Genomic DNA, 21,269 nt, shown 5'->3' with positions numbered 1-21,269 from the left:
TATGAGTCACCACCCTAATTCAGAATTATTAAAGCTATATGCGACGGGTGAGATAGATTCTGCGCACGGTGCAGCAATCGCCTCACATATTGAGTCTTGCTCAGAATGTCGCGCTAAAGTGATGAGATTTGAAGCTGAAGCTGGCGAAGCGATGATGTCCTTAAGTTCAAAGGATGAAAAGTCTTCAAAAGATCTGGAGCTGGTTTTTTCTAATATGCTCGACGATATTATGACCCTTGATGCCGACTATTCGAAGCCCAAGGTAAGAAAACCCGGCAAGGTGCAAGTAGATGGCAAAGAATTTATTGTTCCGGCGACGATAGTTCCTCTCGTAGAGAGGATGAGTGAATGGCGTAGCTACGGCGGCAAGGTGTTTACGTCAACAATCGATGTGGACGAGGAATGTAGAGTAAGTCTGCTCTACATAAATCAAGGCGTTCAGGTGCCTCAGCACACCCATAAAGGGTTCGAATCGACTCTTGTGTTACACGGTAGTTTTAAAGACGAAAACGGCGAATATCATGTTGGAGATTTCATTCGTGAAGACGGTGAAACCAAGCATGCGCCTCAGACCGTTGAAGGTCAAGATTGCTTGTGCCTATCGATCCTAACAGAGCCAATGATTTTCACCCAGGGCGTAGCAAGAGTATTTAATATGTTTGGGAAGGGAATGTATCCTTAAGCCTCAAGGTCCGACAGAGACGCATAGAAAAGAGCCTCAATTTATTCTTGAGGCTCTTTTTATTTCAACGATGTATCTATTCAACGATCTTATCGTCTTTAATTTCTTCTTGGTCTCTTTTACGTGCTTTATCCAAGAGATCGGTAAAATAGTGCCTTAATGAATAGAGCATAATAAGGCTTGGAATGACCATTAACGACGTAATGACAAAGAAGAGAGCCCAGTCATTTAGCGCATCAACCAATTCCCCACTAAATGAAGCCAGGGTAGTTCTACCGAAGTTACCCAAAGAAGCCAACAAGGCGTATTGTGTAGCCGAGAAAGCCTGACCTGTCAGTACGGTAAGGAACGAAACGAAAGCGACAGTGGAGAAGGCGGTGGTAAAGTTGTCCACTAGAATGGTTGCTAAGAACAGGTGCTCACTCGGACCAACCTTCGCGATCCATGCAAACATCAAGTTACTGGCACTCATCGCGATACCACCAATCATCAACCCTTTTACAATACCAAAACGCACATTGAACATGCTGCCTAATAGTGTAAATAAGATGGTTGCGCCCCAGCCAATGAGTTTGGAATAGTAGCCGATTTGCTCGTTACTAAAACCGATCTCTTTGTAGAACGGAATTGACATTCTACCTAAGAAGGCCTCGCCGATTTTAAACAAGAAAACAAACAACAGTAGGGTAATCGCGACTTGAACACCATTACGGCGGAAGAAGTCGAGAAAAGGCTCAATAACAGTAACTGATAGCCAGCTAATTACTGGGTTGCCAACCACTTTCTCATGGCGCTTCTCGGCTTCAGCTTGCAGTTTATCCCGTGCGGTTTTTGGTTCTCCTACGAGAAGGGTAAATAGCATCAAAATAGCAACGATTCCGGCCATGCCATAGTAGACGCCATTCCATCCCATTGAGTCAGCATTGATAAACGCGAGGTAGCCAGGTAACGAGTAGCCTGTCCACCAACCAATCACAGCCATAGCTGATGCTTGTGGTAGCTTGTTCGACTCAGATTTTGGGAAGGTGTCGATACGAAATGCATCGATAGCAATATCTTGCGTTGCCGATGAAAGAGCGATACACAAAGCGAGCATTGACGTAAACATCAAGTCATTGGCGGGGTTAACACCTGCAATGAATAAGGTAGCAACCAGAATGGAGCTCTGACACAAGAATATCCAACTACGACGTTGACCGAGGGCTGAGTGCAAGACAGGTAACTTTACCCTGTCGACTAATGGAGCCCACAAAAAGTTGATTGCATAGACAGCAAAAACAGAACCAAAATATCCGATGGCAGCACGAGTTAAACCTGCATCTTTAAGCCATCCGGACATATTTGAGCCAATTAGAACCCATGGAAAGCCACTTGAGCACCCCAACATAAAGACCCAAAGCAGTCGTTTGTCCCAATAGCTTTTGACCGTGTCTAACCACGTCATTTTATGTTCCACAAGTACGCTCCTTGCTAGGGGGTGAGCTGATAGGAAAATGAGAGAGGAAATCCTCTCTCATTTTTGCGTATTATTCAGTAATACGTTGTATTTTTGTAATGACGATAGGCTCTAAAGGAACATCTCGCATTCCACGAACACTGCGTGTGGGTTTCTGTGCCATTTTCTGGACGACGTCAAAGCCTTCAATAACTTGGCCAAATACTGCGTAACCTGGATTCGTCACACTGTAATTCAAGAAGTCATTATCAACGAAGTTAATGAAGAACTGACGTGTTGCTGAGTTTGGATCTTGAGTTCTGGCCATTGCAATGGTTGCTGCGTCATTATCCAGTCCGTTTGAGGCTTCATTTTTGATTGGGGCGTTAACAGGTAAGCGGTTAAACTTGCTGTCAAAACCACCACCTTGTGCCATAAATCCCGGAATTACGCGGTGAAATTGACTGTTTACGTAACTGCCATCTTCAACATAGGTTAAGAAGTTTTCTACCGTGATAGGTGCCTTCTCTTGGTTTAGTTCTAGGATGAATGAACCCAAATTTGTTTCGACTTCTACTTTTGGTCCCGCAAAAACGCTCGTAGCGATCAGTGCTAGGGAAGCGACAAGTGTTTTAATCATTAGAAACGTTCCTTCATGTAATCTTGTAGCTCAGTATCGTTAGAAATTTCTTTTAAAACAAGGTTTACGGTGTCGTTAAGTACGGTTTCGATCTCTTCGTTAGAAGCACTCATTAACCCAGAGCGCTTTGCGGTACCAGTGTAGGTTTTCACCAATTTACCCTGCTCATTCTCTGCTGTTAGCTCGAGAATGACCGTTGCGTTCATATCATTCTCCATCACAGTGTGCTTGACTGAGACTAATGCTTCTTGGATCTCAACTTTTAGTGTGTTTTTGCTGTTTACGGTAACCTGATAACCCTCTGAAGAGAATTGGTTGACTAGGGCGTTCTCGATACCAATGCGAACATTCTGTCTAGCATGCACTGGGGTGATGTTCGCTCGACCATTATCCAGTAAAGCTACGTATTGCGCAGTACGGACATCTTGGCTAGAGATGGACATCGCCTTACCTTCAACGATCTTGGCAGCGCTGGTTGCCGCGGTAGGCGCAAAATTAACCTGTTCTTTTTGAGGACTTGCACATGCAGCAAGTAAAACGACTGAAGCAGCCAGAACGAGCTTTCTCATTGATTATTCCTTTTCACACTCTTCAAAATGACGAGTAAAGTTATGAAGTCCGCTTGGGCTTCATGATGAATATTATCCGATTATTGTTAAGCTATATGACTATTAGCAGCAACAATGACTCAAACTTTACTTAGTTGCCTGTAAAATAACAAATTTGGCGTTAGATGCGACAAGTTTTACATTGTGTTTGCCAAAGAGTCGCGCTAGTTTTTTATCGTAGCCTAGATGACGATTGCCGATAACCATTAACTCCCCTGTATCTCGAAGAACTTGCTTAGCATCACAGAACATTTGCCACGCAATGTGATCGGTCACCGCTTGTTGTTGATGGAAAGGTGGGTTGCAAACTACCAAATCTTGACTATTTGCCTGAAAACCGTCTAAACAATTATTAGCCACAAACTCACAACCATCGAGAGCGAGGTTGTTTAAAGTTAGGTTGTGATGAGCTGACTTCACGGCCATAAAGCTTTCGTCGATAGCTGTGATATTTGCTTGAGGATTGAGTTGCTTTAGCTTCAGTGTCAATACGCCATTACCGCACCCCAAATCCACGATATCTTGATATTTGGTGTTGCTCTTAAGATGTTCTAGGATAAACCGCGCACCCAAATCAAGACTTTCCCCGGAGTATACATTTGGTAAGTTAGAAAGTACCAATTTATGCTCTGATACTGGCCAAGTTGTATAAGGGTCAATACTCTCTTGATGCACGCTATTCAGATCTGAAAACACCAAACGATGCTTTTTCCAAGCGAGTGAAGTTGTGGTGTGTCCCGCATATTTTTCAAAAATCTTAAGAGTAGAACTATGGATCTCTTTTGCTTTGTTCACGGCAATGAGCGAGCAGTTATCTCTGTACTTTAAGGCGATTTGGTTGAGTTGCCATGTCAAGTAACGATTGTTACGGGGAATCTGCATCAACACGATATCTACCTGTTGCGGCCATTCATCGGTTGAGGCTCGAAGATCGATGGGTTTGCAATGGTTAAGCTCTAAATTATGCTTAATGCCCTGATGAGAGATAAAAGAATCACTGATTGTAGTCACCTTATGCTGTTCTGAAGCCCAGCAACTTAGGGCACCAAAACTGTCGTTAAGAATCAGAATGTTAGAGCCAGTAGGCAGTTTTAGCTCTTCAAAATTTTGAATCAGGTATTCGTCTCCAGCATCCCAAGCTTGAAGTTGTTCATTGTTGAGTTTAGGGAAACGAAATAGTGAATATGAGCGCTCAAATAGGTTTAATTCAGTCTTCATAATGCTGTGATTTGGTGACAATGGTTGTATTTTGACAAAATCTCGGAACTTTCGCCAAGGCGAATATGATTTAAGGGAAGATTCTTGATTAAGTAAAGTATATACTTTACCGTCTAAATAAAAATAAATAGTTACAGCCCAAGGAAGTAAGATGATTCAACAAACCATCGAGCAAAAGCTCCATCAGACTTTCAACCCCACATTCTTAGACGTTCGCAACGAAAGCAATATGCATAATGTCCCTCCAGGGTCAGAGAGTCATTTTAAAGTAATTGTTGTCAGCGATTGCTTTAATGGTGAGCGTCTTATTGCAAGGCACCGAAAAATAAACACGGTCTTAGCAGATGAATTGGCAGGCCCTGTTCATGCCTTAGCAATCCATACTTATACACCAGAAGAGTGGACAAAAGAGAATCAACTAGCCCCAAACAGTCCTAATTGCGCAGGCGGCGGTAAATAGCTCTATACTCTTTCTAGTTTTGGTGCAGGTCATAGCGCTTCAGTAACAATCACACACGTCAACGATAAACCTTAGTTATTTTTGCGTAAGTGTCTGATGGATTTACTACCACTTTGGTGGTAAATCATTAACAGCGTGTCAACATATAATGTTATGTGTTTTTGTTAGTGAGGAATGTTTCAGGATATGAATGGGGCAATTGCTTATTTTCAAAAGGGTTAATAAGACTTTGTGCGATTGGTCAAAGTTATACATATTCGCAACCCTAGAGATAGCAAAAGTTTCGAAATAATGACCCCTTTGCAGGGATTCATCATGGCATCCCCTTTACAAATGATGCTAAACTACCGCACCAGAAAAATCTCGCAGTGATTCTATGACGAGATTGTTAAAGTGATGTTGCTGCCTTGGTGCTAATAAAACCAAGGTTAGACACTCAATGTCGTGTCTATATGTTACGCAATTTTAAAGAATCTTTTTCCCGATAAAAGTAGTGCAAGTGCGTATGATTACAATAAAGAAGGGCTTGGATCTTCCTATCGCAGGAACTCCATCCCAGGTGATTAATGATGGTAAGTCCATCACTAAAGTCGCCTTGCTTGGCGAAGAGTACGTGGGTATGCGTCCAACAATGCATGCTCGCGTGGGTGATGAAGTGAAAAAAGGTCAGGTTCTTTTTGAAGATAAAAAGAACCCTGGTGTTAAGTTCACTTCTCCAGCAAGCGGTAAGGTTATTGAAGTTAACCGTGGCGCGAAGCGTGTCCTACAATCTGTTGTGATTGAAGTGGCAGGTGACGAGCAAGTTACTTTCAATAGCTACACAGCTGACCAACTAGCAGGTCTTGATCGCGAAGTGATCAAAACTCAACTGGTTGAATCAGGTATGTGGACTGCGTTGCGTACTCGTCCGTTTAGCAAGGTACCGGCGATCGATTCAACGACTCAAGCGATTTTCGTAACTGCAATGGATACTAATCCACTTGCGGCTGAGCCTGAATTGGTTATCAATGAGCAAAAAGAAGCGTTCGTTGTAGGTCTTGATATTCTGTCTAAATTGACAGAAGGCAAAGTTTACGTCTGCAAAAAAGGAACGAGTCTACCTCGCTCAAATCAATCCAATGTCGAAGAGCATGTTTTCAATGGTCCACACCCAGCTGGTCTTGTTGGCACTCACATGCATTTCCTATATCCAGTTAGCGTGAATAACGTTGCTTGGAGCATTAATTATCAAGATGTGATTGCATTCGGTAAGCTCTTCACCACTGGCGAAATCTATACAGATCGTGTGATTTCACTTGCTGGTCCAGTAGTTAATAACCCTCGTTTAGTTAGAACTCAACTAGGTGCAAGCCTAGATGATGTCACTAACAACGAGCTGATGCCTGGTGAAGTACGAATCATTTCTGGTTCAGTACTGTCTGGTACTCAAGCTTCTGGTCCACACGCTTATCTAGGTCGTTACCATCAACAAGTATCTGTATTGCGCGAAGGTCGTGATAAAGAACTGTTTGGTTGGGCGACACCAGGTAAGAACAAGTTCTCAATTACTCGTTCATTCCTAGGTCACCTATTCAAAGGTCAGTTGTTCAACATGACAACTACGACTAACGGTAGTGATCGTGCAATGGTTCCAATCGGCAACTACGAGAAAGTAATGCCTCTAGATATGGAGCCAACGTTATTACTTCGTGATCTATGTGCAGGTGATCAGGACAGCGCTCAGCGTCTTGGTGCTCTTGAACTAGATGAAGAAGATTTGGCGCTATGCACCTTTGTTTGTCCAGGTAAGTACGAATATGGTCAACTCCTACGTGAGTGCCTAGACAATATTGAGAAGGAAGGGTAATCCATGCTTAAGAAATTCATCGAGGATATCGAGCATCATTTCGAACCAGGCGGCAAACATGAAAAGTGGTTTGCACTGTACGAAGCAGCGGCAACGCTATTCTACACGCCAGGTCTGGTCACGAAGCGCAGCTCGCATGTCCGTGATAGCGTTGACCTAAAACGCATCATGATCATGGTTTGGTTCGCAGTATTCCCAGCAATGTTCTGGGGTATGTACAACGCGGGTAACCAAGCAATTATGGCACTTAACCATCTTTACGCTGGCGCTGAGCTTGCGGGCGTTATCGATGGCAACTGGCACTACTGGCTAACCCAAGGTCTTGGCGGAACGCTAGGGACTGATGCGGGTTGGGGCAGCAAGATGCTACTTGGTGCAACTTACTTCCTACCAATCTACGCGACAGTATTCATTGTCGGTGGTTTCTGGGAAGTCTTGTTCTGTATGGTGCGCAAGCACGAAGTTAACGAAGGTTTCTTTGTAACTTCTATTCTGTTCGCACTGATTGTTCCACCAACTCTTCCTCTTTGGCAAGCTGCTCTAGGTATTACCTTCGGTGTTGTTGTTGCAAAAGAGATCTTTGGTGGTACAGGTCGTAACTTCCTTAACCCAGCTCTAGCTGGCCGTGCTTTCCTATTCTTTGCGTACCCAGCACAAATTTCGGGTGACGTGGTATGGGTTGCAGCAGATGGCTTCTCTGGCGCGACGGCTCTAAGCCAATGGGCACAAGGCGGCGAAGGCGCACTTATCAACAACATTACTGGCCAAACGATCACTTGGATGGACGCGTTTATTGGTAACATCCCTGGCTCAATTGGTGAAGTATCGACACTTGCACTTATGATCGGTGCAGCGATGATTGTTTACATGGGCATTGCTTCATGGCGCATTATCGCAGGTGTTATGGTTGGTATGGTTGCTGTGGCGACGCTATTCAACGTTGTTGGCTCAGATACTAATGCAATGTTTGCAATGCCTTGGCATTGGCACCTAGTGCTAGGTGGTTTTGCATTCGGTATGTTCTTTATGGCAACGGATCCAGTATCGGCTTCGTTCACTAATAAAGGTAAGTGGGCTTACGGTATTTTGATTGGCGCTATGTGTGTCATGATCCGTGTTGTGAACCCTGCATACCCAGAAGGTATGATGCTAGCAATTCTATTTGCTAACTTGTTCGCACCGCTATTCGACCACTTTGTGATCGAGAAGAACGTTAAACGGAGAGAAGCACGCTATGGCAAGTAATAACGATAGCATTAAAAAGACGCTGTTTGTTGTTATCGCGTTGAGCTTAGTGTGCTCAATCGTTGTATCGCTTGCAGCAGTTGGTCTGCGTGACAAGCAAAGAGCGAACGCGTTACTAGACAAACAGTCAAAAATTATCGAAGTCGCTGGCATTAAAGAGAATGGCACAGTCGCTGAACTTTATAGTCAGTACATCGAACCTCGTCTTGTGAACTTTGATACTGGTGAGTTTGTTGATACAGCTCCAGATGGTAGCGATGCAAACAACTACGATCAGCGTAAAGCGGCAAAAGACCCTTCGGAGTCAATTCGCCTAACAGCTGAACAAGACCAAGCAAAAATCATTCGTCGTGCTAACGTAGGTACTGTTTATCTAGTTAAGCAAAATGGCAAAGTGAGCAGCGTTATCCTACCAGTACATGGTACGGGTTTATGGTCTATGATGTACGCGTTCGTGGCAGTTCAGACAGATGGTAATACTGTGAACGGTATTACATATTACGAGCAAGGTGAAACTCCAGGATTGGGTGGTGAGATTGAGAACCCGTCTTGGCGTGCACAGTTTGTTGGTAAGAAACTGTTTGATGAAAACTTCAAGCCAGCGATCGAAATCGTAAAAGGTGGCGCACCTGAAGGCTCTGAACACGGTGTTGACGGTCTATCTGGCGCAACACTGACAGGTAACGGCGTTCAAGGTACGTTTGACTTCTGGTTGGGTGATATGGGCTTTGGTCCATTCCTAGCAAAAGTTCGTGACGGAGGTCTGAACTAATGTCTAGTGCTAAAGATGTGAAAAAGAGCCTGATGGCACCGGTGTTGGATAACAACCCGATTGCACTTCAAGTTCTAGGTGTGTGTTCTGCTCTAGCAGTAACCACTAAGTTAGAGACAGCATTTGTAATGACTTTAGCAGTAATTTTCGTTACTGCACTGTCTAACTTCTTTGTATCTCTGATTCGAAACCATATTCCAAATAGCGTACGTATCATCGTTCAGATGGCGATCATCGCATCATTGGTAATCGTGGTAGACCAAATTTTGAAAGCGTATCTTTACGATATATCTAAACAGCTTTCAGTTTTCGTTGGCCTTATCATTACCAACTGTATTGTAATGGGTCGTGCGGAAGCATTCGCTATGAAGTCTGAGCCAATCCCATCATTAATCGACGGTATTGGTAACGGTCTTGGCTATGGCTTCGTTCTAATCACTGTTGGCTTCTTCCGTGAACTATTTGGTTCAGGCAAGCTGTTCGGTATGGAAGTTCTACCGCTGGTAAGCAACGGTGGTTGGTATCAACCTAACGGTATGATGCTTCTAGCGCCTTCAGCGTTCTTCCTTATCGGCTTCCTGATCTGGGTAATTCGTATTATTAAGCCAGAACAAGTAGAAGCGAAGGAGTAACGGCGTCATGGAACATTATATTAGCTTATTAGTTAAGTCGATTTTCATCGAAAACTTGGCGCTTTCTTTCTTCTTGGGTATGTGTACATTCCTAGCGGTTTCAAAGAAAGTTAAAACTTCTTTCGGTCTTGGTGTCGCAGTAATCGTTGTACTTACAGTCGCAGTACCTGTAAACAACCTACTGTATAACCTAGTTCTAAAAGAAAATGCGCTAGTTGCAGGTGTCGACCTTAGCTTTTTGAACTTTATTACCTTTATCGGTGTAATCGCAGCACTAGTACAAATCCTGGAGATGGTACTAGACCGCTTCTTCCCACCTTTGTATAACGCACTAGGTATCTTCCTACCGCTAATCACGGTGAACTGTGCAATCTTTGGTGGCGTATCATTTATGGTACAGCGTGATTACAACTTTGCTGAATCAGTCGTTTACGGCTTTGGTTCTGGTGTGGGTTGGATGCTAGCTATCGTTGCGCTAGCGGGTATCCGTGAGAAGATGAAGTACTCTGATGTACCTCCTGGTCTTCGTGGTCTTGGTATCACGTTCATCACAGTAGGTCTGATGGCACTAGGCTTCATGTCTTTCTCTGGTGTTCAACTGTAAGGTATAAGGAATAGTCAATGGACATTATTCTTGGTGTAGTGATGTTTACGCTGATTGTTCTAGCCCTAGTTTTAGTGATTTTGTTCGCTAAATCTAAGCTAGTACCAACAGGCGACATCACGATCTCTGTAAACGGCGATCCTGAGAAGGCAATCGTAACTCAACCAGGCGGTAAGCTTCTGGGTGCTCTAGCTGGTGCTGGCGTATTCGTGTCTTCTGCTTGTGGTGGTGGTGGCTCTTGTGGTCAGTGCCGTGTGAAAGTGAAAACTGGTGGTGGCGACATTCTGCCTACTGAGCTTGACCATATTACTAAAGGTGAAGCACGTGAAGGTGAGCGTCTAGCATGTCAGGTTAACATGAAGACGGACATGGACATCGAGCTTCCAGAAGAAATCTTCGGTGTTAAGAAGTGGGAATGTAGTGTTATTTCAAACGATAACAAAGCAACCTTCATCAAAGAGCTTAAGCTTCAGATTCCAGATGGCGAATCAGTACCTTTCCGTGCTGGTGGTTACATCCAGATCGAAGCACCTGCTCACCATGTTAAGTACTCTGACTTCGACGTACCTGAAGAGTATCGTGAAGACTGGGACAAGTTTAACCTGTTCCGCTATGAGTCAGTGGTTAATGAAGAATGCATCCGTGCATACTCAATGGCTAACTACCCAGAAGAAGAAGGCATTATTATGCTAAACGTGCGTATCGCTACGCCGCCGCCTAATAATCCTGATGTACCACCGGGTATCATGTCATCGTTCATCTGGTCACTTAAAGAAGGTGACAAGTGTACGATTTCAGGTCCGTTCGGTGAGTTCTTCGCGAAAGAAACAGACAACGAAATGGTATTCATCGGTGGCGGTGCTGGTATGGCTCCAATGCGTTCGCACATCTTTGACCAACTTAAGCGTCTGAAGTCTAAGCGTAAGATGTCTTTCTGGTATGGTGCTCGTTCTGTACGTGAAATGTTCTATGTAGAAGATTTCGACGGCCTACAGGCTGAGAACGATAACTTCCAGTGGCACGTTGCTCTATCTGACCCAATGCCAGAAGATAACTGGGATGGTTACACAGGCTTCATCCACAACGTAATCTATGAGAACTACCTCAAAGATCACGAAGCACCAGAAGATTGTGAATACTACATGTGTGGTCCACCAATGATGAACGCGGCTGTTATCGGCATGCTGAAAGATCTTGGTGTAGAAGATGAAAACATTCTTCTAGATGACTTCGGTGGTTAATCTTCGTTGAAGCATCGACATGGCTGGCTCATGTGAGTCAGCCATTTGTATTTTCAGGGACAACACATTTCCTGTTTCTAAGTTTCTGAAACTATTCACGTTTGTCTAGAAATTTATTTTTTGGGCAAACGTAAATACTTTTGAAAGTAGGTGAGTAAAGGTATGTTTCATCTAGCTAAACATCTTAAGCTAATTTTGGTTGTATTGTTTGCGACTGTAATTTTGTCGGGTTGCGGTAATCAGCGTGAGCAGGTTCATTTGAGTGGACCAACAATGGGCACAATCTACAATGTTAAGTACATTGTGACTGATACGTCCCCTAAACCGGAAGTCATTCAAGCTGAAATCAATCGATTACTTGAAGAAGTAAACGATCAGATGTCGACGTATCGTCAAGATTCTGAACTGAGTCGCTTCAATCGTTACTATGGTACGGAACCATTCCCTGTTTCACGACAAACCGCTATCGTAGTTAACGAAGCCATTCGTTTGAATGAACTGACACAAGGCGCACTTGATGTGACAGTAGGTCCGTTGGTTAACTTGTGGGGTTTTGGACCAGAAGCTCGTCCAGAAGTAGTCCCGAGTGATGAAGAACTGGCGTCTCGTAAGGCGCAAACTGGCATCAAGCATTTGTCTGCAACCGATACAACGTTAAGAAAAGACCTTCGTAGTCTGTATGTAGATCTATCTACTATTGCAAAAGGTTGGGGCGTTGATGTTTTAGCTAACTACCTTGAAAGTATCGGTATTCAAGATTACATGGTTGAAGTGGGTGGTGAAATGCGTCTGAAAGGGATTAATCGTGACAGCGTGAAATGGCGTATTGCTATTGAAAAGCCAACCGTAGACGAGCGCAATGTACAAGAAATTATTGAACCTGGAGATATGGCGATTGCCACGTCAGGTGACTATCGTAACTACTTTGAGAAGGATGGTGTGCGCTATTCTCACATCATTGATCCTTCGACAGGTAAGCCGATTCATAATAAAGTGGTGTCGGTGACGATTTTGGATAAGTCATCCATGACAGCGGATGGACTTGCGACAGGACTGATGGTTTTGGGTGAAGAGAAAGCACTAGAGATCGCTGATCAAAACAATATCCCAGCCTTTATCATAGTTAAAACAGAAGACGGTTTTGAAGAGTTTGCATCAGAAGCGTTTAAACCTTATCTGAACAAGTAATAGGTCAATCACATGAATACATTTTTAATTACGTTTGGTGTTTTCTTAGCGGTTATTGCTGCCATGTCGATTGGCTATATTATCCAGAAGAAAGTGGTAAAAGGTAGCTGCGGTGGACTAGGTGCCGTAGGTATTGACAAAGTTTGTAACTGCCCAGAACCATGTGACGCACGTAAGAAGCGTGAAGCACGTGAGCAAGCGCGTGCTGAGAAGCTTGCAGCGTGGGAAAAGGACCGTATTGCGTAAGCGTTCAATCTGGTTTGCTGCGGTTTTGATAATTGCGTCAACCTTAATACTTTATGAAAGACCAGAGTAATGCTCTGGTCTTTTTGTTTTGATTACCTGAAAACTCGTCGTATAATTAAACTGTATAAATAAACAGTTGTGAGTGGCGGTGTCTGACAAAATACGAAAATTCATCCATGTTGATATGGATTGCTTCTACGCCGCAGTGGAAATGCGAGATAATCCTCACTATCGCGGTAAGGCACTAGCGGTTGGTGGCAGCGAGCGCCAGAGAGGCGTAATAAGCACATGCAATTATGAAGCTCGAAAGTTTGGGGTTCGTTCAGCTATGCCAACTGCACAAGCGCTTAAGCTTTGTCCCAATTTGTTGCTAGTCCCTGGACGTATGCAGATTTATAAAGAGACCTCAATTAAGATTCGAGAGATATTCTCTCGTTATACTTCGTTGATTGAGCCACTGTCTCTGGACGAAGCTTATTTAGACGTTACCGATTCTCCACACTGTCAAAACTCTGCAACTCTGATTGCGGAAGCGATTCGCAAAGACATCTGGGATGAATTACAACTCACGGCTTCAGCAGGCGTCGCACCATTGAAGTTTCTCGCCAAAATCGCTTCAGATATGAATAAGCCAAATGGTCAGTTTGTGATTCCACCCGATAAAGTACAACAGGTTGTTGATGATCTCGAACTTGGTAAGATACCTGGAGTGGGAAAGGTCAGCCTTGAGAAACTTAACAAAGCAGGTCTTTTTACTTGTTTAGACGTTCGTAATAGTGATTACCGAGAGCTGATCGTGCGCTTTGGGCGCCTTGGTGCTTCTCTGTGGAAAAAGAGTCACGGAATTGATGAGCGGGAAGTGGTCGTCGAGCGAGAGCGTAAGTCCATTGGTGTCGAAAGGACGTTTAGCACTAATATTTCGTCCTTTGAACAATGTTGGCAAGTAATAGAAGAGAAGTTGTACCCAGAGCTGGATATGCGACTTAATAAAGCTCAGCCTAAACGTAATGTTATCAAGCAAGGCATCAAAGTGAAGTTTGCTGACTTTAAACTAACGACCATCGAGCATGTCCACAATAGATTGGATTTAGCATATTTTAAAGACCTGCTGCGAGAGGTGTTAGAGCGTCAACAAGGCCGCGAGATTCGTTTGTTAGGATTAAGCGTTATGTTGGAGCCCATAGAGCAAGCTCGCCAACTGACGATGTTTGAAGATTAACCGTTACATTGTTAACTAGTAATTGTAGTAAGGAGCTCAATGGACAAGCAAGCGCTGCTAGATGACGTGATCGGTCAACTGGAACAGAACGTTGTGATGTTAACTTCCGCGATGGAGAAAACGGTTGACGCCGCGACCAATGAAGAAACAGTGCCAGAGCATAAATATGATACCTTGGCTTTAGAAGCTTCATACCTTGCTCACGGGCAAGCGGTGAGGTTGGAGCAAGTAAAAAGCGATATCGCATTACTTCGCAAAATGGTATTGAATCCATTCTCGTCACTAGACAATGTTAGACTTACCACCGTGGTAGAGATAGAAGATGAAGACGAAGTAGTGTCGCGATTTTTCGTACTACCATGTGCTGGCGGCCTGACCATTGAAGAGCCGACAATCAAGGTAGTCACACCACATTCTCCTTTAGGTAGGGCCCTAATTGGTAAGTCTATTGATGATGAGGTTGTGGTTAGTATTGGAGAGAAACTGACGCATTATGCTATTATTCACTTATATTAAGCGTATGCTATAGGGTAATTTATGAAGATACACAATAGAGTGTTCAGTCGTAGTCTATTATTAAGCACCTTACTAGCCTCGGGTCATGCTTTGGCTGTGGATCAGTGTGGTGTCGATATCAAGAATGAAGTTCACCTTGATGGCGAGCAGGTAGAAATTGTAAAGACCCCCGCTTCTAAAGTACTTATTGATCAAGACAATAACTTATTCATCAATGGGAAAGCGATAGAGCTGACTCAGTTGCAAAAAGAAGCACTTGAAAGTTATCGCGAAAACATGAATAAGTACGTGCCTAAAGCGAAGGAGCTTGCGGAAAACGGGCTCGAACTTACCAATGAACTTATCGACGATGTTGCAGAGAGTTTTGACAACTCAGAAGCGTTCCAAAACGTAAAACAAGCCGTTGCCGAGTTTTTTGCTGATGTGGAATCTCGATATGAAAATAATGGCGAGTTTGTTTTACAATCTGAAGCCTTTAGCTCCTTTATGGACAATTGGGAACAAGATGTCGCTAAAGCGAAAGAAGTTTTTAATAAAGAATTCTTTAGTAGTGCGTTTACTGCTCTTCAAGAGAAAATGAGTGAAGAGGGAGGCTTGAATTTGACTGAACTATCGAAGCAGATGGACGAGCTCAAAACTCGTATGTCAGAAACCATGAAGGTACAGTCTGAATCGTTGAAGCAACAAGCAGAAGATTACTGCGATTCTCTCAATGATGTTGCTGAACAAGAGCAAGATCTTCAAAAGAAAATCCCAGAGTTAAAGGACTATCAAGTCTTTACTATTTAACTTTGTTATTACTGTAAGTTATCTATGAGCTCCGCTAGTGCTTAAAAAGTAATAGCGGAGTTTTTTGTATTAGGATGTTGGGTTTTAGTGTTGCATCTTTTGGTAATTGTAAATTAAGTTGCTTTTTTTTTGCTGTAACGAAAAACTTACTATTAATACTGATGTTTATATTAGAGTATTTAACTAAATAACATTGCTCTCGTCGCATTTTTATCATACTGTACCAGCAAACTAGTACGGTATGATATTCGCAGTGGACATTTCTAATTCTTCTTCAGCTCCAAGGGAGCATTTTGGTTCTCGACTTGGCTTTATACTGGCTGCAGCTGGTGCAGCTGTTGGTCTCGGCAACATCTGGGGATTCCCAACTCAAGCTGCAAGTAATGGCGGTGGGGCATTTTTGTTGGTTTATTTGGTGATGATTTTGGTGGTCGCCTTTCCTATGTTGGTTGTGGAAATGGCGATTGGTCGTCATGGTCAAGCCAACCCAGTGGATAGTATGAAGTCACTAACCACTAATGCTCTAGGTAAACGAGCGGGCGGCCTCGTTGGCTGGATTGGCCTTTCTGTGCCATGCGCAGTACTAGCATTTTATTCCATTGTTGGTGGCTGGCTGATTTGCTTCTTGTTTGGGGCGTTAGCAGATATTGCAGGCTTAACGAGTCTTGCCGACTGGTTCAAGGGTTTTAGTGTCGAACGCAACGTGTTCGGTACCATTGTCTTCTACCTTCTCACTGTTCTTATCGTTCAAGGTGGTGTTAAACAGGGGATCGAGAAATGGTCAACCCGATTAATGCCTTCACTCTTCATTCTATTTGCGTTGTTATTCGTTTATATCATGATGCAACAAGGAGCGATGGAAGGACTCAAGCATTACCTAATCCCTGATTTCGAAAAAGTTTGGGACAGGAAATTAATTCTTGCTGCCATGGGACAGGGTTTTTTCTCATTAACGATAGGTGGCTGTTCAATGCTGATTTATGGCTCTTACCTTTCAAAAAAAGAGAACCTGCCGAAGATGGCGATGAACGTCACGTTAGTAGATACAGCGGTGGCATTTATCGCTGGTTTGGTGGTGATGCCAGCGATGTTTGTTGCTATGCAGAAAGGGGTACAAATCTATGCTGAAGACGGTTCATTATTGAGCTCCGACACGCTTGTTTTTACCGTGCTGCCATTGATGTTTGAATCTCTTGGCTTATTGGGTTTAGTGTTTTCTGTTGTTTTCTTCTTGTTGCTTACTATTGCAGCGCTAACGTCTTCTATTTCGATGCTTGAATGTCCGGTAGCGTTAGTGGATGAACGCTTCAAGACTGGCCGTAAGAAAACCAGTTGGGTATTGGGCGCATTAATCGCTCTATTTAGTGTCTATATTGTGTTTAATTTTGCAGAGCTATTTGGCCTGGTTGCTATGGTAGCGACACAATATTTACAACCAGTCGCTGCCCTGTTGTTCTGCTTATTTGGTGGTTGGGTCTGGAGCCGAGCTGGTAAGATAAAAGAACTTGAACAAGGCTGTCCAGACTTTCAACTTGGCTGGTTTGGCAAGGTATGGCCTTTCTACGTGAAATTTGTCTGCCCGATCTTAGTGATTACGGTTATTTGGGCATCGTTTGGTTGAGACAAACAGAATGAGATCAGTAAAAAAGCTCTGCATTTGCAGAGCTTTTTTACAAAGAAAACGTCGTGTCTACGTCTTATCGAAATTGACCAGCCTCGGGAAGAAAATCAAACCCAGCACCTGCTAGTTTCTCAATTAATGCCGACTTACTGATATCGAAGAAGTTAGCAAGTTTGTCGAGATCGCCACCAAAATCGTCCCGTAGCTTCATATTAACAATACTCATCAGCATGATGGGGTCCATACTTTCAAAGTTCGCTAGATTCATAATGTGTCTCTACTTATCTTCAAAGTCGGAAATGAGTAAATTGGCGGCGGCAAAAGCTGCCTTTTCACGTGTTTCCAAAGGTAAGGATTCGTCCGCTGCAATGTCGTTTAACGCACGTACTGCACAAGAAATAGCCTGGGGGATATAACCTTGGTCACCACTACCAATTTGGGCGTAGATTTCTCTTACTAAGTCACAACAACCGTAAACTTGCATATCAATGATCTCTGTAAATGATAACTTGTCTCAATATACACAGAGGTAACGGAAAAAACAAAACTGCCTTTTGATATGAAACAAAAAAGCCGATGTTATGGTTAAACATCGGCTTGATCATGGCGATTAAAGCAGCAAATTATGCTTTAGCAGGAATGGCTTCTAATAGCGCAACCATTTGGTTCCAGAACAGTTCAACGGTATCGATTTTCACTTTCTCATCTGGCGAATGAGGGAACTTGATCGTTGGGCCAAACGAGACCATATCCATGCTAGGGTATGGTTCTTTGAACAGACCACACTCTAAGCCCGCGTGAATGACCATAATGTTTGGTTTGTGACCATAGATACCTTCATACATGTCACGGAAGATAGCCATGATTTCTGATTCTGGATCAGGCTTCCAACCAGGATATGCGCCTGAGCATTGGATAGTAGCGCCAGCTAGCTCTGCGATAGAGGCTAGCATGCCTTCAACTTGTGAACGCCCAGAATCAATTAAAGAGCGAATCAAACAAAGTACTTCTACTTTATCTGTTTGAGTGGTGATAACGCCAACGTTTAACGAGGTTTCTACCACGCCTTCAATATCATCACTCATGCGAATCACGCCATTTGGACAAGCGTTTAGTGCTGCAATGAAGCGAGCTTGAGATTCTGTCGCAAATACATCAGCTAAGTCAGCTGCATCGTTAAAGGTAACAATATCGGTTTCGATAGCGCCAAGCTCAGATTTCAGCAGTTCAGTATAGAAGCTGTATAATTCGTCCAGCTTTGCTAGATTCGTTTCTGGCAGTGCAAGGGTGACAAAACCTTCACGTGGGATGGCATTACGTAAGCTACCGCCACGGAATTCAATAAGACGTGCGTCTAACTCTTGAGCATGACCAGCAAGGAAGCGAGCCAGCAGCTTGTTAGCATTGCCGCGACCAGTATGGATATCGCACCCGGAGTGTCCGCCTTTAAGACCTTTTAATGTCAGCTGACGCGCCACATAACCTTCAGGAGCTGCTTCACGATTTACCTCGAAAGTAATTGCTGCGTCGATACCGCCAGCACAGCCCATGTAGACTTCACCTTCTTGCTCTGAATCCGTGTTAAGTAGGATGTCACCTTCCAGCCAACCTGCTTCAAGACCAAACGCGCCAGTCATACCAGCTTCTTCGTCGATAGTCAGCAATACCTCTAGAGGACCGTGTTTGATGTCATTAGAAGCAAGTACAGCTAAACATGTTGCCATACCAATACCGTTATCAGCACCCAATGTTGTGCCTTTTGCGGTTACCCATTCGCCATCGATGTAAGGTTGAATTGGGTCAACGGTAAAGTCATGGTCAGTATCTTCGTTCTTTTGCGGTACCATATCGATGTGCGCTTGAAGCACAACACCTTTCTTATGCTCCATTCCTGCGGTAGCAGGCTTCTTAATGAAGACGTTGCCAGTTTTGTCACGTTTTACTTCAAGACCTTGCTCCTTTGCCCAGCCGACAATGTACTCTGCAAGAGCTTCTTCATGCTTAGATGGGTGAGGGATAGAGCAGATTTTATCGAAAAATTGCCAGACAGGTGCTGGTGACAACTTACTGATTTCAGAATGGAATTCAGACACGGAACTCTCCTTTTGACGGGCTTTGCTAGATAGTTGTTCCTCAGATGCCCCTTATTTTGAAGGGAACGTCTGGTTTTCTAGCTTATTTAAGATAAAGCAAAGGATATCATTAGTTGTAAATAGGTAGTAGTCAAACCTGAAGTATCTTGTAGAAACGGTGGTAAAGCTTAGTTACCAGACTTGAATGAGTCTAGGTGCATATTTGATAGTGTTGTTTTTGTAATTTAATTACAGTTTTAAGTAATAAATTAATCATCATTAAAATAATTGTGACTTAGATCGCTTTTGTGCTTGTAATAAAAATCCGATATGGTATTCTTTTGAACAGTTGAGAGACTCAACGATACTGCTCACGGAAAGAGCCCGATTTATCGCCTCCAAGGAACCGAGATTCAAAGCAATTAATGCACAATGATGTTTTGTTAGAAGGTGATGTTTATGAAAGGTTTAGCAAGCGCGATGTTTTGGACAACTCAAAACGTATACACAAAAGACTTCGCGTACAATGTCTACTTTGGTAGATAGTGAACGATTTATACCCCTATATTTAGAATTTTTCGTTGGTTATATACCCCAATTGATGACCAAATTATTCTACCGCCACTCAACTGAGTGGCGTTTTTTTTGCCTTTTATCTCCCCAAACTACCGTCTTAATCTCAAAAAACGTTCAAATAGTGAACGAACGGTAAATAGCCTGACTACACTGAATTCTATTGACGATTGAGTAACTACATCAAATTGTTAGTTATTGTTACCGAATAGGTTTCATATCAACTTAAAATTATTTGGTTTAGAGTCAAAATTCTAGGTGGAATTTGCGTTTTGATAACCTTATAATTCGCGCCAATCGTTTACGCAACCGTTTACTTTTTACATTTTAGGGATTCGATTATGCTCGAAAGGCTGTTTAAACTCAGTGAACATGGTACCAATGTGCGCACTGAGATCATCGCAGGTTTAACAACCTTCCTGACGATGGCTTACATTATTTTTGTTAACCCAGCAATTCTAGCTGATGCCGGCATGGATCGCGGCGCAGTATTCGTTGCTACCTGTCTTGCGGCTGCTATTGGCTGTTTCATCATGGGCTTCGTAGCTAACTATCCAATCGCACAGGCTCCTGGTATGGGGCTGAATGCGTTCTTTACCTACGCGGTTGTGCTAGGTATGGGTTACACATGGCAAGTGGCTCTAGCGGCAGTATTTTGCTCAGGTGTCTTGTTCATCCTTTTGAGTGTGTTCAAAATTCGTGAGTGGATCATTAACTCCATTCCAATGTCGCTTAGAACCGGTATTTCTGCGGGTATTGGTCTATTTTTGGCACTTATCGCGCTGAAAAACGCGGGTATTGTTGTCGATAACCCAGCAACACTGGTTTCGCTTGGTCATATCACGTCACTGCCAGCAACTCTCGCTGCAGTTGGTTTCTTTCTGACTATTGCACTTGTACACCGTGGTGTAAAAGGTGCAGTAATGATCGCTATCTTGGCGGTAACCGGTCTTGGTCTTATTTTTGGTGACGTGCAGTGGGGCGGTATCATGTCTGCTCCACCAAGCATTGCGCCTACCTTCATGCAATTAGATTTCTCAGCCGTGTTTGAGATTGGCATGATTTCAGTGGTATTTGCTTTCTTATTCGTCGACTTGTTTGACACTGCAGGTACGCTGGTTGGCGTTGCTCAAAAAGCAGATTTAATCGGCAAAGATGGCAAAATCCCACGCTTGAACAAAGCGCTTCTAGCGGATTCAACAGCGACATCAGTAGGTGCACTACTGGGTACGTCAAACACAACCTCATATGTAGAGAGTACAGCAGGTGTGGCTGCTGGCGGTCGTACAGGTCTGACTGCAGTTGTTGTTGGCATTTTGTTTGTACTTGCTTTATTCTTCTCGCCTTTGGCGGGTATGATCCCAGCTTACGCAACTGCAGGTGCTCTGTTTTACGTAGCAATTCTTATGATGTCTGGTCTAGTTGGTATCGACTGGAGAGACATTACAGAAGCTGCGCCGGTTGTTGTAACTTGCTTGCTGATGCCTTTTACATTCTCTATTGCAGAAGGTATCTCGTTAGGTTTCATTGCTTACGCGGCGATCAAAGCATTGAGTGGTAAAGGACGTGACGTTTCTCTAAGTGTATGGGTAATGTCGGCAATCTTTATCATGAAGTACATTTTGGCTGCATAACGCACGAACACGTTTTAATTAGGTTTTT

22 protein-coding genes are annotated in these 21,269 nt (G+C 43.5%); 15 read left to right on the top strand and 7 right to left on the bottom strand.

The genetic code is table 11. The annotated features are described in order from the left end of the window. The first annotated feature begins 1 nt into the window (after position 1). A complete protein-coding gene (locus JKJ11_RS12890) occupies positions 2-682 on the top strand; it encodes a ChrR family anti-sigma-E factor (protein ID WP_124940149.1) in 681 nt (226 codons plus the stop codon). A 76-nt stretch (positions 683-758) separates the two neighbouring features. On the opposite strand, the gene JKJ11_RS12885 is transcribed toward JKJ11_RS12890, so the two are convergent. The 4 genes from JKJ11_RS12885 to JKJ11_RS12870 all read right to left on the bottom strand — a co-directional run bounded on the left by JKJ11_RS12885 (position 759) and on the right by JKJ11_RS12870 (position 4,583). Continuing rightward, on the bottom strand, positions 759-2,126 hold the full coding sequence (locus JKJ11_RS12885) for an AmpG family muropeptide MFS transporter (RefSeq protein ID WP_252039117.1): 1,368 nt from the start codon (positions 2,124-2,126) through the stop codon (positions 759-761). Between the two features lie 82 nt (positions 2,127-2,208). Further along, positions 2,209-2,757 (bottom strand): peptidylprolyl isomerase, encoded by a 549-nt coding sequence (locus JKJ11_RS12880; protein ID WP_252038293.1) that lies wholly within the window; start codon positions 2,755-2,757, stop codon positions 2,209-2,211. Next, complete coding sequence (locus JKJ11_RS12875; RefSeq protein ID WP_252038292.1) at positions 2,757-3,326, bottom strand: YajG family lipoprotein; 570 nt, start codon at positions 3,324-3,326, stop codon at positions 2,757-2,759. Before JKJ11_RS12875 ends, JKJ11_RS12880 begins: the two co-directional genes overlap by 1 nt. Positions 3,327-3,452: 126 nt before the next feature. Then, a complete protein-coding gene (locus tag JKJ11_RS12870) occupies positions 3,453-4,583 on the bottom strand; it encodes a methyltransferase (protein ID WP_252038291.1) in 1,131 nt (376 codons plus the stop codon). 151 nt (positions 4,584-4,734) lie between these two features. Here JKJ11_RS12870 and bolA point away from each other — a divergent pair, with 151 nt between their 5' ends. The 13 genes from bolA (at position 4,735) to JKJ11_RS12805 (ending at position 16,962) form a co-directional block, all read left to right on the top strand. After that, on the top strand, positions 4,735-5,043 hold the full coding sequence (gene bolA, locus JKJ11_RS12865; RefSeq protein WP_006075188.1) for a transcriptional regulator BolA: 309 nt from the start codon (positions 4,735-4,737) through the stop codon (positions 5,041-5,043). A gap of 505 nt (positions 5,044-5,548) precedes the next feature. Then, entirely contained in the window at positions 5,549-6,889 is a 1,341-nt protein-coding gene (locus JKJ11_RS12860) for a Na(+)-translocating NADH-quinone reductase subunit A (protein WP_252038290.1), read from the top strand. Positions 6,890-6,892: 3 nt separating this feature from the next. Beyond that, positions 6,893-8,134, top strand: a complete 1,242-nt coding sequence (locus JKJ11_RS12855; protein ID WP_006075186.1) for an NADH:ubiquinone reductase (Na(+)-transporting) subunit B — start codon at positions 6,893-6,895, stop codon at positions 8,132-8,134. Further along, positions 8,124-8,906 (top strand): Na(+)-translocating NADH-quinone reductase subunit C, encoded by a 783-nt coding sequence (locus JKJ11_RS12850; protein ID WP_063604111.1) that lies wholly within the window; start codon positions 8,124-8,126, stop codon positions 8,904-8,906. The genes JKJ11_RS12855 and JKJ11_RS12850 overlap by 11 nt, the downstream gene beginning before the upstream one ends. Next, entirely contained in the window at positions 8,906-9,538 is a 633-nt protein-coding gene (locus JKJ11_RS12845) for an NADH:ubiquinone reductase (Na(+)-transporting) subunit D (protein WP_006075183.1), read from the top strand. The genes JKJ11_RS12850 and JKJ11_RS12845 overlap by 1 nt, the downstream gene beginning before the upstream one ends. A gap of 7 nt (positions 9,539-9,545) precedes the next feature. After that, positions 9,546-10,142: an NADH:ubiquinone reductase (Na(+)-transporting) subunit E gene (nqrE, locus tag JKJ11_RS12840; protein WP_006075182.1), complete on the top strand. Its 597-nt coding sequence runs from the start codon at positions 9,546-9,548 to the stop codon at positions 10,140-10,142. Between the two features lie 17 nt (positions 10,143-10,159). Further along, positions 10,160-11,383 carry an NADH:ubiquinone reductase (Na(+)-transporting) subunit F gene (nqrF, locus tag JKJ11_RS12835; RefSeq protein WP_006075181.1) on the top strand — a complete coding sequence of 408 codons (1,224 nt, stop codon included), beginning with the start codon at positions 10,160-10,162 and terminating at the stop codon, positions 11,381-11,383. Between the two features lie 162 nt (positions 11,384-11,545). Continuing rightward, the gene (locus JKJ11_RS12830; RefSeq protein ID WP_006075180.1) at positions 11,546-12,571 is read left to right on the top strand and encodes an FAD:protein FMN transferase; all 1,026 of its coding nucleotides are present in this window, start codon (positions 11,546-11,548) and stop codon (positions 12,569-12,571) included. 12 nt (positions 12,572-12,583) lie between these two features. Then, complete coding sequence (nqrM, locus tag JKJ11_RS12825; RefSeq protein ID WP_006075179.1) at positions 12,584-12,817, top strand: (Na+)-NQR maturation NqrM; 234 nt, start codon at positions 12,584-12,586, stop codon at positions 12,815-12,817. Positions 12,818-12,965: 148 nt separating this feature from the next. Next, a complete protein-coding gene (gene dinB, locus JKJ11_RS12820; protein WP_252038289.1) occupies positions 12,966-14,036 on the top strand; it encodes a DNA polymerase IV in 1,071 nt (356 codons plus the stop codon). Positions 14,037-14,075: 39 nt separating this feature from the next. Beyond that, positions 14,076-14,552, top strand: coding sequence for a GreA/GreB family elongation factor (locus JKJ11_RS12815; protein WP_240206923.1), 477 nt, complete (start codon positions 14,076-14,078; stop codon positions 14,550-14,552). Positions 14,553-14,573: 21 nt separating this feature from the next. Beyond that, on the top strand, positions 14,574-15,341 hold the full coding sequence (locus tag JKJ11_RS12810) for a YggN family protein (protein WP_252038288.1): 768 nt from the start codon (positions 14,574-14,576) through the stop codon (positions 15,339-15,341). A gap of 259 nt (positions 15,342-15,600) precedes the next feature. Then, on the top strand, positions 15,601-16,962 hold the full coding sequence (locus JKJ11_RS12805) for a sodium-dependent transporter (RefSeq protein WP_172427882.1): 1,362 nt from the start codon (positions 15,601-15,603) through the stop codon (positions 16,960-16,962). Positions 16,963-17,038: 76 nt separating this feature from the next. Here JKJ11_RS12805 and JKJ11_RS12800 read toward each other — a convergent pair whose 3' ends face one another. From JKJ11_RS12800 to JKJ11_RS12790, 3 genes are all read right to left on the bottom strand, one after another. After that, positions 17,039-17,230 carry a DUF4250 domain-containing protein gene (locus JKJ11_RS12800; protein WP_038229260.1) on the bottom strand — a complete coding sequence of 64 codons (192 nt, stop codon included), beginning with the start codon at positions 17,228-17,230 and terminating at the stop codon, positions 17,039-17,041. Positions 17,231-17,239: 9 nt separating this feature from the next. After that, on the bottom strand, positions 17,240-17,446 hold the full coding sequence (locus tag JKJ11_RS12795; protein WP_006075713.1) for a YaeP family protein: 207 nt from the start codon (positions 17,444-17,446) through the stop codon (positions 17,240-17,242). A 139-nt stretch (positions 17,447-17,585) separates the two neighbouring features. Next, complete coding sequence (locus tag JKJ11_RS12790) at positions 17,586-19,055, bottom strand: aminoacyl-histidine dipeptidase (protein WP_171391835.1); 1,470 nt, start codon at positions 19,053-19,055, stop codon at positions 17,586-17,588. Between the two features lie 893 nt (positions 19,056-19,948). On the opposite strand from JKJ11_RS12790, the gene JKJ11_RS12785 reads away from it, so the two are divergent. Next, positions 19,949-21,241 carry an NCS2 family permease gene (locus JKJ11_RS12785; protein ID WP_031494607.1) on the top strand — a complete coding sequence of 431 codons (1,293 nt, stop codon included), beginning with the start codon at positions 19,949-19,951 and terminating at the stop codon, positions 21,239-21,241. The last annotated feature ends 28 nt before the right edge of the window (positions 21,242-21,269 follow it).

Source organism: Vibrio sp. SCSIO 43133, from assembly GCF_023716845.1.
Lineage (GTDB): Bacteria > Pseudomonadota > Gammaproteobacteria > Enterobacterales > Vibrionaceae > Vibrio > Vibrio mediterranei.
Note: the sequence above shows the minus strand (reverse complement) of the source record. Positions and strands in the feature narration are given on the sequence as shown.

Bases quoted from the DNA above. Each gene is read 5' to 3' on its own strand.
- JKJ11_RS12890 (WP_124940149.1), top strand. From the start codon at position 2: ATGAGTCACCACCCTAATTCAGAATTATTAAAGCTATATGCGACGGGT.
- JKJ11_RS12885 (WP_252039117.1), bottom strand. From the start codon at position 2,126: ATGACGTGGTTAGACACGGTCAAAAGCTATTGGGACAAACGACTGCTT.
- JKJ11_RS12880 (WP_252038293.1), bottom strand. From the start codon at position 2,757: ATGATTAAAACACTTGTCGCTTCCCTAGCACTGATCGCTACGAGCGTT.
- JKJ11_RS12875 (WP_252038292.1), bottom strand. From the start codon at position 3,326: ATGAGAAAGCTCGTTCTGGCTGCTTCAGTCGTTTTACTTGCTGCATGT.
- JKJ11_RS12870 (WP_252038291.1), bottom strand. From the start codon at position 4,583: ATGAAGACTGAATTAAACCTATTTGAGCGCTCATATTCACTATTTCGT.
- bolA (WP_006075188.1), top strand. From the start codon at position 4,735: ATGATTCAACAAACCATCGAGCAAAAGCTCCATCAGACTTTCAACCCC.
- JKJ11_RS12860 (WP_252038290.1), top strand. From the start codon at position 5,549: ATGATTACAATAAAGAAGGGCTTGGATCTTCCTATCGCAGGAACTCCA.
- JKJ11_RS12855 (WP_006075186.1), top strand. From the start codon at position 6,893: ATGCTTAAGAAATTCATCGAGGATATCGAGCATCATTTCGAACCAGGC.
- JKJ11_RS12850 (WP_063604111.1), top strand. From the start codon at position 8,124: ATGGCAAGTAATAACGATAGCATTAAAAAGACGCTGTTTGTTGTTATC.
- JKJ11_RS12845 (WP_006075183.1), top strand. From the start codon at position 8,906: ATGTCTAGTGCTAAAGATGTGAAAAAGAGCCTGATGGCACCGGTGTTG.
- nqrE (WP_006075182.1), top strand. From the start codon at position 9,546: ATGGAACATTATATTAGCTTATTAGTTAAGTCGATTTTCATCGAAAAC.
- nqrF (WP_006075181.1), top strand. From the start codon at position 10,160: ATGGACATTATTCTTGGTGTAGTGATGTTTACGCTGATTGTTCTAGCC.
- JKJ11_RS12830 (WP_006075180.1), top strand. From the start codon at position 11,546: ATGTTTCATCTAGCTAAACATCTTAAGCTAATTTTGGTTGTATTGTTT.
- nqrM (WP_006075179.1), top strand. From the start codon at position 12,584: ATGAATACATTTTTAATTACGTTTGGTGTTTTCTTAGCGGTTATTGCT.
- JKJ11_RS12815 (WP_240206923.1), top strand. From the start codon at position 14,076: ATGGACAAGCAAGCGCTGCTAGATGACGTGATCGGTCAACTGGAACAG.
- JKJ11_RS12810 (WP_252038288.1), top strand. From the start codon at position 14,574: ATGAAGATACACAATAGAGTGTTCAGTCGTAGTCTATTATTAAGCACC.
- JKJ11_RS12800 (WP_038229260.1), bottom strand. From the start codon at position 17,230: ATGAATCTAGCGAACTTTGAAAGTATGGACCCCATCATGCTGATGAGT.
- JKJ11_RS12795 (WP_006075713.1), bottom strand. From the start codon at position 17,446: ATGCAAGTTTACGGTTGTTGTGACTTAGTAAGAGAAATCTACGCCCAA.
- JKJ11_RS12785 (WP_031494607.1), top strand. From the start codon at position 19,949: ATGCTCGAAAGGCTGTTTAAACTCAGTGAACATGGTACCAATGTGCGC.